This is a genomic window from Methanobrevibacter sp. (assembly GCF_015062985.1).
Taxonomy (GTDB): Archaea; Methanobacteriota; Methanobacteria; order Methanobacteriales; family Methanobacteriaceae; genus Methanocatella.
Window position 1 is genome coordinate 9705 of the sequence record NZ_SUTI01000016.1, and the last position, 12455, is coordinate 22159.

A 12455-nucleotide genomic window follows, 5' to 3' on the forward strand; every position below is an offset into this window, starting at 1 on the left:
GGAGAATTAATATGACTACTGTATTTGATGTACCTGCAGATTTATTAATTGAAAAAGTCGCAGAAGAATTTAAAAATAATGATAAAATCAATTCCCCTGCATGGTCCAATTTTGTCAAAACTGGTGTTCACAAAGAAAGGAAACCAGAACGTGAAGACTGGTGGTTTGTAAGGACTGCTTCTATTATCAGAAGAGTTTACATGGACGGTCCTGTGGGAGTTATGAGTTTAAGAACTTTTTACGGTGGTAAAAAAGACCGTGGTGTACGCCCTGAAGTATTTAGAAAAGGCAGCGGATCCATTATCAGAACTGCATTACACCAACTCGAAGATGCAGGATTTGTGGAAAAAGTTGAAGGTGGAAGAGTTGTTACTCCGCAAGGAAGATCATTCTTGGATAAAATTTCCGGTGAAATTATAAATGATGTTCCTGAACTTGCAAAATTTAATAATCAAAGCGAATCTGGTGCTTCTCATTCTAATGTGCTTGATAAATTAACTTCAGCTATTAATGAAAATTCCAAAATTGATGATTCCGATAAAGAAGAATTAATTGGAGTTATTTCAAAAATCGATGCTGAACGCGAACACTTATCAAATGCATTCAATGAATTTAAAGAAGAAATCGAAAGTAAACATTCCAAACCAGTACATGAATCTGTCGCTTCATTAAACAAAGAAGATTTAAGTGATGCTATTAACTCACTAGTTAATTCATTAAGGAGAAAACATTAAATTATATTTTTAACTTGATTATTAAGGAGAGTTTGATATGAGCGATTTAGATGAAATTCGTCAAAAAAGAATGGCTGAATTACAAGCTCAGCAAGCTGCAATGCAAAACCAAGCACAACAACAGGCTATGGCACAAGCTCAGCAGCAAGAAGCTCAAGCACAATTTGAAGCTCAGAAAAAACAGATCATAGTTCAAATTATGACTACTGAAGCTCGTAATAGATTAGCTAATCTTAAATTAACCAAACCTGAACTTGTCAATCAAATTGAACTTCAATTGATTCAATCTGCTCAGGCAGGAAGTTTAAGAGGTAAAGTAACTGATGACCAGCTTAAAGTTTTATTAAGACAAATTGCAGGTCAAAAAAGAGAAATTAAAATTACAAGGAAATAATGTCAATGAAAGCCGGCGTGTTATACAGTGGAGGAAAAGACTCATCTTTTATGGCTGTAATGCTTAAGAGATTAGGTCTTGATGTGGAATTATGTACCGCAAACTTCGGCGTTTATGATTCGTATATTCCGGCCAGCAAATCTGCAAAAGCATTGGGCTTTAAACACAACGTACTGAAAATGAATCCGGACATTCTGGATGAAACTTGTGACATGATAATGAAGGACGGATTTCCGAATGATGGAATCAAGTTTATTCATGCGCAAAGCGTTGAAAAAATAGCAGATGAATATGATATTATTGCAGACGGGACAAGAAGGGATGACAGGACTCCAAAATTAAACATCAATCAAATAAGAAGTCTTGAAGACAGGAAAGATGTTCAATACATTAACCTCGACAGTTTCGGACACAAGTCCGTCAAGCTGATAACTTCAAATCTGTTTGAAATTTCCCATGAAAAATCAAACAGGGACAACAGTTCCGATTTTGAAGTCGAAATAAGAACATTGATTGATGAGAAAGGAGGAAATTCATTGGATATATTCCCTGAACATTATCAAACTCGTGTTATCGGATATAAAAAATAATTATTACATGTATTACAGGTGAGAAAATGAGTAGAAATAAACCATTAGCTAAAAAATTAAGAATGGCAAAAGCAAATAAGCAAAACAGGAGAATTCCAATCTGGGCTTATGCTAAAACTAACCGTAAACTTAGATACAGACCAAAACCTAGACATTGGAGAAGAAACAGTCTTAAATTATAATGAGGGGTTATTATGGAAAGAGTTTACACAATTCCACTTAGAAATGTTAAAGATATTAAAAGGACCATTAGGGCTCCTAGAGCTATCAGAGAAATTAGAAACTTCTTAACCAAACACATGAAAGCTGAAGAAGTTAAAATTGATGAATCTATCAATCATGCTATCTGGGAAAGAGGTATTCAAAAAATACCTTCCAAAATTACCGTAAAAGCAGTCAAAGATGAAGATGGTGTTGTAACAGCTACTTTAGCAGAATAGCTTTACTAATGCCAAATTGAGTAATGTGAGGTAACAATATGTTAAAAAGAGTAGATATTGTAGGAAATCCAAATTTAGGAGTATTTATTCTCGCAACAGATGATTTAGCTATTGTTCCTTATAATCTTTTAGATGAAAAAGTAGAAATTATTAAGGAAACATTAGAAGTTGAAGCGGTTAAATCTTCTATTTCTGGAAGCAGCCTTATTGGATCTTTAGCTGTGGCTAATTCAAATGGTTTAGTTGTTTCCCCACATGTTTTAGATAGAGAAATTAAACAGTTTGAAGATTTAGGTTTAAATGTAGCTACTGTTCCTGGCCGTTACACCGCATTGGGAAATATTGTGGCAGCCAACGATAACGGAGCAATTGTAAGCCCATTTTTATCTGAAGATGCAATCAACATTATTGAAGAGACTTTAGATGTGGACGTTAAAGCAACCTCAATGGTCGGAAGCGACATAATCGGTTCTTTAATCCAAGTCACTAATAAGGGATTTTTGATAAGTTCAAAAGCTGTTCAATCTGAAGTAAGACTTGCTCAAGAAGTATTTGGTGTAGAAGGGGATATTGGTACTGTTGGAAAAGGTATTCCTTTAGTCGGCGCTTGTTCAATTGCTAATTCCAAAGGAGCAATTGTTGCTAAAGACAGTACAGGTCCTGAAATGGCTAGAGTTGAAGAAGCATTAGGCTTTTTAGATGATGATTTTTAATTAATATATCATGAGGGATTTTATATGATAACAAAAATTTACAGAGTTAAAGGTACTTTTGTAATGGGCGATGAATATCATAAATTTACTAAAGAATACAAAGCTACTTGTGAAGCTGAAATCGAAGAGAAAATCTACGAACGTTTCGGAAGTAAACATGGTATTAACAGGAATCAAATTTCTATTGCTGAAATCGAAGAAATTGCTCCTGAAGATGTTTTAGACCCAATCGTAAAAGAAATTTTATAGACACATCGAAGGTGTTAACATGGAAGATCAGCAAAGATTAAACAGTCTTCTCAATGAAATCAATGCATACAGGCAACAAGCGGAATTGATTCAACAACAAATCGAATTAATCCAGTCTTCTATTGCTGAAGTTGATGCATTATCCACCACTTTAGATGATATCGAAGGTCAGGAATCTGTTGAAGCCTTCGTTCCAGTAGGTGCTGGTTCTTTCATTAAAGGAGAACTTAAAAGTACTGACGAAATTATTGTAAGTATTGGTTCAGGTCTTGCCGTTAAAAAAGATGCTGACGGCGCTCGCGAAATCCTCGCTGGGCAAAAAGAAGATTTAAAAGATAGCTTAGACAAAATGTTAGCTAACTTGCAGCAATGCAGCGACATTCTTGGAAGTCTTCAGGCTCAGGCTGAACAGATTGCAGCAGCATCCCAAGGCAATATGACTCAAATGGGATAAATATTTTACAATTTTTTTCTTTTTTTATTTTTTTTATATTCTATTTTTTTAAAAGTTAATTTTAATATTACTTTCTTGTCTTGCTTAGATTTGTATTTAAGTGTTTCTAAACTAATTAATCATAAAAAGGATTTATTTTCATATTTTCCTATCTGTTTCGCCCCGCTAATTTTGTTAAATTGTTATTTTTCAAGTGCCATTTTTTAAATATTATAAAAAATATAAATATTAATAATTAAATTTTTAACTAATAAAAAGGTTGGATTAATCTTGTTTGAATCATTGAAAAAGAAATTTTCACGTACAAGTGAGAAATTGGAAGAGGAGATTATTGAAGAAGCAGAAAAAGAAAACAATCTTCAAGAGGAATCCGGTAAAATATTTTCATTTTTCTCATTTGGAAGGAAAAAAGAGGAAAAAGTAGAAGAAGATGACTCTAATTTACTTCCTGAAGCTAGTGAAGAAACTGAAGAGGTTGATGAAGAATCTAAAGAAGAAGTAAAAGAAGAGGTCAAAGAGAAAAAGTCTCGCTTCTGGAATCGCAGCAAGGACACATCTGAAGATGAGGAATCTGAAGAAGAGCTTGATGATGAACCTGAAGAGGAAATTGATGAAGAGCTTGACGAAGAAGCTGAAGAAGAAGTTAAGGTAGAGACTGAAGAAGAAGCAGATGAAGAGCTTGATGATGAGCCGGAAGAGGAAGCTGAAGAAAAACCCGAAAAGAAAAAGTCCCGCTTCTGGAGTCGCAGCAAGGACACATCTGAAGATGAGGAATCTGAAGAAGAGTCAGATGAAGAGGAAGCTGAAGAGAAGAAATCTCACTTCTGGTCAAGATCCAAAAAAGAATCAGATGATGAGGGATCTGAAGAAGAGTCTGATGAAGAAGATGAGGAAGAAAAATCTCACTTCTGGTCCAGGTCTAAAAAGGAATCTGCTGACGGTGAAGCTTCCGGAGGAATATTCTCATTTGTAACAGAAAAAACCATTTCCGAAAAACACGTAGAAGATATCTTATTTGAACTTGAAATGGAGCTCCTTCAGGGAGATGTTGCAATGGAAGTGGCAACTGAAGTTGTTGAAAACGTAAAAACCAATCTCGTCGGTAAAAAAATCAAAAGAAGCAATGACATTACCGAACACACATTCAATGCATTAAGGGATTCAGTAGCTGAAATCATCGACATTCCGGGAAAATCAATGACAGAAATGATTGAAGAGAAAAAGGCTATCGGAGAACCTCTTGTCGTAATGTTTGTTGGAATTAACGGTACAGGAAAAACAACAACAATAGGTAAATTGGCCAATTACTATCTTAAAAAAGGTTACACTCCGGTAATCGCAGCTTCAGATACATTCCGTGCAGGAGCTATTGAACAGGTAACATATCACGCTGACAATGTTGGAGTTAAAATTATTAAGCATCAAAAAGGTTCAGATCCTGCAGCAGTTGCATATGATGCAGTAGAACATGCAAAAGCTCAAGGAAAAGAATTGGTTTTAATTGATACTGCAGGAAGAATGCAAACCAACACAAATCTTATGGATGAAATGAAAAAGATTAAAAGAGTTTCAAATCCTGATTTGGTCATTTTCGTTGGAGATGCATTAACAGGTAACGATGCAACCGAACAGGCTAAAAAATTCAATGAAGCCATCGACATCGACGGAGTAATCTTAACTAAGGCCGATGCGGACAGTAAAGGTGGTGCATCACTTTCCATTGGTTATGTTATCAAAAAGCCGATAATGTTTTTAGGAATGGGTCAGGGATACGATGACATTATGGAATATGATCCTGAATGGATGTTGAATCAGCTATTCAGTGATGTGGATGAGGATGAACTGGCTGCAATTGAGGAATGATTATGAAAATTAAACAGTTGCTGTTTTTAATTTTGATAGCTTTGGTTGTGATAGCAACCGGAGCCACATTAATCAGCGAATTCACCGGTATGGTATCTCCGCAACCTAAGGAAAATTTTTCCATGGCTGTTGTCGGCGATGTGATGTTTGCTAGAAATATGGCGAATGTTTTAAGCTTTGATTCCAGCCCTTTTGATGGTGTTAACGATGTAATTTCCAAAGCGGATTTGTTTTTGCTTAACTTTGAAAATGCCGCCACAAGTTCGGAAAATGTCGTGAAGGGCGATGTTCCTTTAAAATGTGACCCGAGTTATGTTCCGCTTGCCAAAGCAAACAATAATACTGTAGCAGCTCTTGCCAATAATCATGTTTTCGATTATGGTGTTGATGGGATGCATGATACAGTGAAGTATCTGAATGAATCCGGGATAACAACCATTGGGGTTGGAGATAATGTCAGCCAAGCCCATCAGCCTGTAACCCAGGAAGTCAACGGCAGAAAAATTACAATATTAAACTACATGGATTCAAATACTTTCACTGAATATAGCTATGAAGTGATACCTTATGCAAAGGAATCCTCTCCGGGTTATTCAGCATATGATTCACAGGATGCTAAAAAACAGATTGGTGAACATAATGATTCTGATTTGATAGTGGTATATCTCCACTGGGGCCACGAATACAATCACTCTCCTGATGAAGATCAGGAAAAAATAGCTCATGAACTGATAGATTATGGCGCTGATGTTGTAATAGGCCACCACCCGCATGTACCTCAAGGAATCGAAATGTATAAAGGCAAACCTATATTCTATAGTTTGGGAGATTTCGTCTTCGATTTGGAAAGGGAGGAAACCCTTTCAGATTACTTTGTCAACATTGATTTGGTAAACGATACTGGAATATGCACAGTATATCCGGTACGCATTACAGGTTATTTGCCTCAGCACATGGATTCTGAAAGTGGAAACGCAATGTTGAGCGGGTTATCTCCTCAATGCGGCGAATTGAAAATTTCCAATGGTGTGGGTAAACTCACCTTTAATTTAACGGAGAACAAATAATATTTAAAAATGCATTCTTGGGATGCATTTTTACCATTTTCTTTTTGAAAGGGCTTTAAGCCTCTTTTTTTCTATATTTTTTTGTTTATCACTTTGATATTGTTTTTTCTGGCGATTAGTCACGGTTTCGTTATTTCTCATGATTGTTATAAGGTCAATGGAATTGCCGCTGCATGCCATCAAAACCCTGATTTCTTTGTAATCCTTGTTTATTGGGGCGGGAAATACAACAGCATAAGTATTGCCCTCCACATGCTCCCAGCTGATTGGTTCTTCTTTCATTATGCAATCCATGATATATTGTCTGGATATTCCATTATCCTGTAATCTTTCCTGGAAATGTCTGTTTTCAAAACACCAGTTTATGCCTGATGTTTCACCGATTATAAATTTGTCAAATACTTTCATTACAGATAAATATGTAAAAGTTATTATATATTGTTTTACAAAAATTCTATTATGAGTGAACAAGCACAATGGGATTCATCCATTGCATTTATCTTTGCTATGATTGGGGCCGCTGTTGGTCTGGGTAACATTTGGCGTTTCAGCTATGTGTTGTATTCAAATGGTGGGGGATCATTTTTCATTCCGTACTTTATAGCAATAGCTATTATGGGAATCCCTTTTTTAATATTGGAATATGGTGTGGGATTCTCATTTAAAGAGTCCTTTTCAAATATTATGCGAAAAATCAGGCCGGAGTTTGAGATAATCGCTTGGATTCTGGTTTTATTTGTATTTATTGTTACAATTTATTACATGGTTATCCTGAGTTGGGATTTGGTATACCTGTTAAGTAGTTTCACTTTCAATTGGGGAACAGATACCGCCGCTTACTTTGTAAACAATGTGGGTGGAAGTTCAAACTTATCCAATGCAAGCTTCCTTTTAATCCCGACAACAGTTGGTGTTGTATTGTTATGGGTTGTCCTATGGTTCATTGCTCATAAGAATGTGGATAAGGGTATCGGTAAAGTTTCAAAAATTCTTATTCCTGCCCTGTTTGTCATAATGGCAATAATTATCGTTTATGCATTGACATTACCTGGTGCAAGCATTGGAATTAACACGCTTCTAACTCCTGATTGGGGCAAGCTTTGGGATGTAAACATTTGGCTTGCGGCATTTGCACAAATCATTTTCTCATTAAGTATGGGTCAGGCCATTGCACTTACATATGCAAGCTACCTGCCTGAAAACTCAAAATTAATCGACAATGTCTTAATCGTTGTTGCATCAAACTCCGCTTTCGAGATATGTACAGCATTTGGTGTGTTCTCAATTCTTGGTTTCATGTCCCTTACGAATGGAGTGCCGATGATACAATTGATTACTGAGGGTACAGGATTGGTATTTATTGTTTTCCCTATGATCTTTAACATTATGGGTCCTATAGGACGCATATTAGCTCCAATGTTGTTTTTAGCAATTCTATTTGCGGGCGTCACTTCAGCATTAGGATTTTTCGAACCGATGTTAAATTCAACTTCCGCCAAATTAGGATGGTCAAGAAGGAAAACAGCAACAATTTTATCAATCGTAGGTTGTATTTTTTCAGTGATATTGACAACAGGAATCAGCAGTTACCTTGTCGGAATCATCGATGCATTTGTTAATGAATTCGGAATATTGCTCTTGATAGGCATCCAATGTATTATATTTGCATGGTTCTATGGCGTGGAACACTTTTTGCCTGCATTAAATGAACACTCAACATTTAAGGTCGGTAAAACATGGAAATTTGTAATTAAATACCTATTGCCGACTGTTTTGATTATCATGTGGGCAATCGGAATTTTCCAATTATTCTCAAATACAGACACCTTTGAGATAATTGTTGATGTGGTGATAATCGTAGCGGTTTTAGTATTTTCTTTAGTTTTAACAAAAATCGCTCCTCGTGGTGAATAGATTTCATCACGACCTTTTTTTTATTTTTTGCTATTGATTTTCTTCTTTAATAATTGATATTTGCTTTTATTTAATTGATTCAGATAAACAAAATAAGTATAATATTAAAGCTTTCTTTTAAAAATTTGATTGGGTTTAAAAAAAAATAATATCATTGAGTGGTTGACATACATCACTCAATAACTAATATGTTTTGTATGCATCATAGCCCGCATATATATGGTATAATGTGGAGATGGCACTTCCGGCAATGTTGTTTGCAAAGAAATAAATTAGCAAATGAATCGCAATCATTCCTAAAAAGAATATCGCTGCCTTTTTCTTATATCCGTTTATTGCCTGACCCAAACCAGGTATTATAAAGGAAAGAATTCCGTTTGTTAAAGCATTTTCATCCATTTCATCACCTTAAAATCCAAGTAGCATTGCCATAAATATGACTCCATCAGTTAAAAGATGGCTGAGGTATGGAACAAATAGATTTTTAGTTTTCAGATACCCGTAAACTTCAAATAGAGATCCAAATCCCTGGATTAAAATAACTGAAATCAGCGGTGTTGAACCAGGGGTGTAGTGGAGCAATCCAAATGAAATTAAGACAATGATTGTTGATAGTGCTATTGATAACTTACGGTTGTTGCTGTATTTATAAAACAGTCTCATCAAGAACATGAGCGGTATGAACTTAACCAATTCTTCGCCCATCATTGAATAAATTAAGGAAACTGTCATTTCTGCTGTAACGCCCATTGCTTCCGGATTTATTTCACCTGCTTGAGTAATTGCAGAGAGGATGGCATCTATAGCAATTGCATAAATGATATATCCTATGAAAAGCAGTAGTGCAAGTTTGATTTCACTTCTGCTAGGATTACGGAATATCAGATAAAAGTCCCAATTGGAATAGTATAACAGCGGAATTAGCATTGTCAAACAAAAGACTAAACTGCCTATATACTCTGAACCCAATCCAATTACTCCATATAATATGAAAGCAATAGGAATGCTTGCAAGCAATACAATCCAGGCCATTTTTGACAATTTCGGATTTTGCTTATAGAATGGAAAATCCCTGTCTGTATCTTCAAAATTAAAAAATTCGCTCATACAAATCACATTTGTATTAATAGTATTTTGCATTCAACAAATAAAAATGTTTGTTAATTTGAATATATATTTGAAAAATAGTAGTATATAAGTCTAAAGGCCGAAACCTTTAGAACTTAAACTAAAAAATTTTTTTTAGAATGTAACACGGGAGCGTGTTACAAATATTATTATGTTATAATGTATTATTTAAAGTTTAACTTATTTTTACATGCCTAAAATTGTCCTGCATCCATTTTATTTTTTTAAAAAAAGAAAAAGAAGTACTCTAGAAATACTGAGTACTGCTGTCCGGATCCAGTCTGACATTCTGTGTACATATCAGATTGCTGGATGAATCGTATAATTCAATGTATGCATTATCAGGGTAATATCCATAGGCATCGGCACTGTAAACCTCAACATAACCGTTTGAATCCACAGTCAATGGAACCATGTTACCATTGTTTAAATTGGACCCGTCACGTGAGTAGACGATTTTTAATATGATGTCTTTGCCCGCGTTTTCACCGCCGATATAGATTTTTGCATATGTCTTGTCGCTAAGTCCGGAACCTGTTTTGAATATTCCTCCACCGATGTATAATTCCGCATCGTTGTTGACTTCAGGCTTTGATGTGTCAACGGTTGTCTCTATTTTAGGTTTTGAGACAGGAGTTTCCACTTTTGGCTTGTCAACAGTGGTCTGAACATCTCTTGTATTTTTAATCACAGTCTGAACAGGAGTTTCAGGAGTTTTTGCACCGGGTGTTGTTATTCCTTTAGTGTTCTTTATCACTGTTGAATTAATCATTTCATCTATAACGTTCAAATCCTTACCGGTAAGAATGAGATCTGTGCCATTTTTGGTCAATACAACCTGATAAACTGAGTTGGCCCCATCATCTGATGAGTATGTTTTTGTATTATTGCCCTGGGCAATCAGTTTCATGGTCTGAGGAACCAGTCTGTCAGTCATGTTTTTATTTATTGTAATGCTTTCAATCTCTTTTGAGTAGTTACCGACATTTTTCCAGTAAATCATCCCCCTATCTGATTCGTTGGTAAGGGCATTCTTGATTGTAAAGTTTGAATCTACAGGTGTCTTTATTTCAAAGTATTTAAAATCAGCATTTTTCAGCGGAACTACATAAGCAGTGGCATTGTCTTGGGCATGGCTATTGGATTGGGTCAGCACAATGCCTCCCAAAACAAGAAGCACAACAGCAATTCCCGCAATAATTAGTGTTTTGGAATCCATTTAATTTCACCTAATCTTATATATGATTTTGTGCTATTAATATTTGTAAGGTATTTTTTTTGCAAAAGCAAATTTATAGAAGAAATTATAAATAATAAAATAATATCTATCGGTGATAATATGGATGATAAGGAAAAAGTAATTGAAGCATTTAGAAATTCTGAAGACCCTTTAAACGCTAAAAAGGTAAGTGAACTTTCCGGTGTTGAAAAAAAGGAAGTTGACAAGATAATGAAAGAATTGAAAAAGGACGAAACAATCGTCTCTCCAAAAAGATGTTATTGGACCCTTGCCGAAAAATAATGTCTTTTTTTCTTTTTTTTTAAATTAACCCTTAAATGAAATCCTTCCCGTAAAACATCACTCTTCTTGCAATGAAGTTCCAGAACAGTACTATGATTGCAGCTATTATTTTTGAAATCAGATAGTATAGTCCGATAATGTCTGTAAAGAGGTATAGGAGTATTTCAGTAAATATCAGCCCGATTGTACTGATGAGCAGGAACAGATTGAATTCGAGCACCCTGTTGTTTATGCTGTCCTGGTTGAATACCCATTTAGTGCTCATTATATAATTCACCAAAACGGATATTATGAATGACAGGACTCCGGAAATCAAATAGTATATTCCGCAGATGTCGCTGAAGAAGTATAAAAAGAAGAAATCAACGACAAATGCTGTGCCTCCAACAAAGATGTACCTGAAGAACTGCAGATAGATATTGTCAGTTGGTTGTTTAAATAATGTATCAATCAAGCTAATCATCTTTGTTCAGTTCATTTAATAAAATAATGTGACGCTCGAGGTTATCTGCATGCTGCTTTTTGAGAACATGGAGAATCACTCCTGTAAAAAAGATTATTGTTGCGATAACGACTACGGAGGCAATCACTATTAATGTAGGTATCTTAAAGACATATCCTGTGCTCAAATATTTAAGAAGAACCGGCAAAAAGTAGATTCCCGCAATTATCAAAAGGATGAATGCAATAATTGAAAAGAAAAGCAGAGGTCTTTGGTCACGTATCAATGCAAAAATCATTGATATGACTTTATAGCCATCAGTATAAGTGTTTAATTTTGATTCGCTTCCTTCAACACGGTCCTTGTATTCCACAGGAATTTCCTTTATCTTGAAATTGTTCATCAATGCAAAGACGGTCATTTCGGTTTCTATCTCAAATTCTCTTGAGGAACATGGGAATGATTTTACAAATTCGTAGCTGAATCCTCTCATTCCAGTCATAATATCGTTCAATTCGCTTTTAAAGAATACATTTATGAATTTTCGAACAAGTCTGTTTCCGGTATTGTGAAATGGCCTTTTATTTTCTTCAAAATATGTTGATGAGAGCCTGTCTCCTATTACCATATCTGCTTCGCCATTTAGAATTATCTTTTCAAATTCGATTAGGGGTTCAACAGGGTATGTGTCGTCTCCATCAACCATGATATAGCAGTCTGCATGGATTTCCTTAAACATTGACCTTACAACGTTTCCTTTGCCCTGCTGAAATTCGTATCTCACAATGGCTCCGGCGTTTCTTGCAATCTCATCGCTTCCGTCGGTGGAATTGTTGTCATAGACATAAATGTCTGCATGGGGCATCTTTTCCTTAAAGCTTGAAACAACTTTTTCAATTGTTTTTGCTTCATTATAACAGGGAATCAATATTGCTGTTGTCATAA

The 12455-nt window shown here is 35.3% G+C and carries 17 protein-coding genes and 1 pseudogene; 12 read left to right on the top strand and 6 right to left on the bottom strand.

Annotation, left to right across the window (positions count from 1 at the left end):
• Positions 1 to 11: 11 nt before the first annotated feature.
• From E7Z77_RS07570 to E7Z77_RS07615, 10 genes and pseudogenes are all read left to right on the top strand, one after another.
• A pseudogene (locus E7Z77_RS07570) lies at positions 12 to 446 on the top strand (30S ribosomal protein S19e); the annotation flags it as partial.
• A gap of 325 nt (positions 447 to 771) precedes the next feature.
• Positions 772 to 1128, top strand: coding sequence for a DNA-binding protein (locus E7Z77_RS07575; RefSeq protein ID WP_292752319.1), 357 nt, complete (start codon positions 772 to 774; stop codon positions 1126 to 1128).
• A gap of 5 nt (positions 1129 to 1133) precedes the next feature.
• Positions 1134 to 1718: a hypothetical protein gene (locus tag E7Z77_RS07580; RefSeq protein ID WP_292752410.1), complete on the top strand. Its 585-nt coding sequence runs from the start codon at positions 1134 to 1136 to the stop codon at positions 1716 to 1718.
• Between the two features lie 26 nt (positions 1719 to 1744).
• Positions 1745 to 1900: a 50S ribosomal protein L39e gene (locus E7Z77_RS07585; protein ID WP_004032463.1), complete on the top strand. Its 156-nt coding sequence runs from the start codon at positions 1745 to 1747 to the stop codon at positions 1898 to 1900.
• Positions 1901 to 1912: 12 nt separating this feature from the next.
• A complete protein-coding gene (locus E7Z77_RS07590; protein ID WP_067040145.1) occupies positions 1913 to 2158 on the top strand; it encodes a 50S ribosomal protein L31e in 246 nt (81 codons plus the stop codon).
• Between the two features lie 38 nt (positions 2159 to 2196).
• A complete protein-coding gene (locus E7Z77_RS07595) occupies positions 2197 to 2871 on the top strand; it encodes a translation initiation factor IF-6 (protein ID WP_292752326.1) in 675 nt (224 codons plus the stop codon).
• A gap of 24 nt (positions 2872 to 2895) precedes the next feature.
• On the top strand, positions 2896 to 3120 hold the full coding sequence (gene rpl18a, locus E7Z77_RS07600) for a 50S ribosomal protein L18Ae (RefSeq protein ID WP_292752329.1): 225 nt from the start codon (positions 2896 to 2898) through the stop codon (positions 3118 to 3120).
• A 19-nt stretch (positions 3121 to 3139) separates the two neighbouring features.
• A complete protein-coding gene (gene pfdA, locus E7Z77_RS07605) occupies positions 3140 to 3574 on the top strand; it encodes a prefoldin subunit alpha (protein ID WP_292752332.1) in 435 nt (144 codons plus the stop codon).
• A gap of 378 nt (positions 3575 to 3952) precedes the next feature.
• Positions 3953 to 5437 (top strand): signal recognition particle-docking protein FtsY, encoded by a 1485-nt coding sequence (gene ftsY, locus E7Z77_RS07610; protein WP_292752412.1) that lies wholly within the window; start codon positions 3953 to 3955, stop codon positions 5435 to 5437.
• Between the two features lie 2 nt (positions 5438 to 5439).
• Positions 5440 to 6504 carry a CapA family protein gene (locus E7Z77_RS07615; protein WP_292752335.1) on the top strand — a complete coding sequence of 355 codons (1065 nt, stop codon included), beginning with the start codon at positions 5440 to 5442 and terminating at the stop codon, positions 6502 to 6504.
• Between the two features lie 30 nt (positions 6505 to 6534).
• Here E7Z77_RS07615 and E7Z77_RS07620 read toward each other — a convergent pair whose 3' ends face one another.
• Entirely contained in the window at positions 6535 to 6912 is a 378-nt protein-coding gene (locus tag E7Z77_RS07620; RefSeq protein ID WP_292752337.1) for a hypothetical protein, read from the bottom strand.
• Positions 6913 to 6963: 51 nt separating this feature from the next.
• On the opposite strand from E7Z77_RS07620, the gene E7Z77_RS07625 reads away from it, so the two are divergent.
• A complete protein-coding gene (locus E7Z77_RS07625; RefSeq protein ID WP_292752340.1) occupies positions 6964 to 8418 on the top strand; it encodes a sodium-dependent transporter in 1455 nt (484 codons plus the stop codon).
• Between the two features lie 183 nt (positions 8419 to 8601).
• On the opposite strand, the gene E7Z77_RS07630 is transcribed toward E7Z77_RS07625, so the two are convergent.
• From E7Z77_RS07630 to E7Z77_RS07640, 3 genes are all read right to left on the bottom strand, one after another.
• A complete protein-coding gene (locus tag E7Z77_RS07630; protein WP_292752343.1) occupies positions 8602 to 8817 on the bottom strand; it encodes a hypothetical protein in 216 nt (71 codons plus the stop codon).
• A gap of 9 nt (positions 8818 to 8826) precedes the next feature.
• Positions 8827 to 9525, bottom strand: a complete 699-nt coding sequence (locus E7Z77_RS07635) for a hypothetical protein (protein ID WP_292752346.1) — start codon at positions 9523 to 9525, stop codon at positions 8827 to 8829.
• A gap of 268 nt (positions 9526 to 9793) precedes the next feature.
• Positions 9794 to 10765: a hypothetical protein gene (locus E7Z77_RS07640; protein ID WP_292752348.1), complete on the bottom strand. Its 972-nt coding sequence runs from the start codon at positions 10763 to 10765 to the stop codon at positions 9794 to 9796.
• 120 nt (positions 10766 to 10885) lie between these two features.
• On the opposite strand from E7Z77_RS07640, the gene E7Z77_RS07645 reads away from it, so the two are divergent.
• A complete protein-coding gene (locus E7Z77_RS07645) occupies positions 10886 to 11068 on the top strand; it encodes a MarR family transcriptional regulator (RefSeq protein ID WP_067040177.1) in 183 nt (60 codons plus the stop codon).
• A gap of 31 nt (positions 11069 to 11099) precedes the next feature.
• Here E7Z77_RS07645 and E7Z77_RS07650 read toward each other — a convergent pair whose 3' ends face one another.
• Together E7Z77_RS07650 and E7Z77_RS07655 are read right to left on the bottom strand one after the other, a co-directional pair.
• The gene (locus tag E7Z77_RS07650; protein WP_292752352.1) at positions 11100 to 11531 is read right to left on the bottom strand and encodes a GtrA family protein; all 432 of its coding nucleotides are present in this window, start codon (positions 11529 to 11531) and stop codon (positions 11100 to 11102) included.
• Complete coding sequence (locus tag E7Z77_RS07655) at positions 11524 to 12453, bottom strand: glycosyltransferase family 2 protein (protein ID WP_292752355.1); 930 nt, start codon at positions 12451 to 12453, stop codon at positions 11524 to 11526. Before E7Z77_RS07655 ends, E7Z77_RS07650 begins: the two co-directional genes overlap by 8 nt.
• Positions 12454 to 12455 lie beyond the last annotated feature (2 nt).

Bases quoted from the DNA above. Each gene is read 5' to 3' on its own strand.
- E7Z77_RS07655 (WP_292752355.1), bottom strand. From the start codon at position 12,453: ATGACAACAGCAATATTGATTCCCTGTTATAATGAAGCAAAAACAATT.
- E7Z77_RS07650 (WP_292752352.1), bottom strand. From the start codon at position 11,531: ATGATTAGCTTGATTGATACATTATTTAAACAACCAACTGACAATATC.
- E7Z77_RS07625 (WP_292752340.1), top strand. From the start codon at position 6,964: ATGAGTGAACAAGCACAATGGGATTCATCCATTGCATTTATCTTTGCT.
- E7Z77_RS07595 (WP_292752326.1), top strand. From the start codon at position 2,197: ATGTTAAAAAGAGTAGATATTGTAGGAAATCCAAATTTAGGAGTATTT.
- E7Z77_RS07630 (WP_292752343.1), bottom strand. From the start codon at position 8,817: ATGGATGAAAATGCTTTAACAAACGGAATTCTTTCCTTTATAATACCT.
- rpl18a (WP_292752329.1), top strand. From the start codon at position 2,896: ATGATAACAAAAATTTACAGAGTTAAAGGTACTTTTGTAATGGGCGAT.
- E7Z77_RS07640 (WP_292752348.1), bottom strand. From the start codon at position 10,765: ATGGATTCCAAAACACTAATTATTGCGGGAATTGCTGTTGTGCTTCTT.
- E7Z77_RS07615 (WP_292752335.1), top strand. From the start codon at position 5,440: ATGAAAATTAAACAGTTGCTGTTTTTAATTTTGATAGCTTTGGTTGTG.
- E7Z77_RS07580 (WP_292752410.1), top strand. From the start codon at position 1,134: ATGAAAGCCGGCGTGTTATACAGTGGAGGAAAAGACTCATCTTTTATG.
- E7Z77_RS07620 (WP_292752337.1), bottom strand. From the start codon at position 6,912: ATGAAAGTATTTGACAAATTTATAATCGGTGAAACATCAGGCATAAAC.
- E7Z77_RS07575 (WP_292752319.1), top strand. From the start codon at position 772: ATGAGCGATTTAGATGAAATTCGTCAAAAAAGAATGGCTGAATTACAA.
- pfdA (WP_292752332.1), top strand. From the start codon at position 3,140: ATGGAAGATCAGCAAAGATTAAACAGTCTTCTCAATGAAATCAATGCA.
- E7Z77_RS07635 (WP_292752346.1), bottom strand. From the start codon at position 9,525: ATGAGCGAATTTTTTAATTTTGAAGATACAGACAGGGATTTTCCATTC.
- E7Z77_RS07645 (WP_067040177.1), top strand. From the start codon at position 10,886: ATGGATGATAAGGAAAAAGTAATTGAAGCATTTAGAAATTCTGAAGAC.
- E7Z77_RS07590 (WP_067040145.1), top strand. From the start codon at position 1,913: ATGGAAAGAGTTTACACAATTCCACTTAGAAATGTTAAAGATATTAAA.
- E7Z77_RS07585 (WP_004032463.1), top strand. From the start codon at position 1,745: ATGAGTAGAAATAAACCATTAGCTAAAAAATTAAGAATGGCAAAAGCA.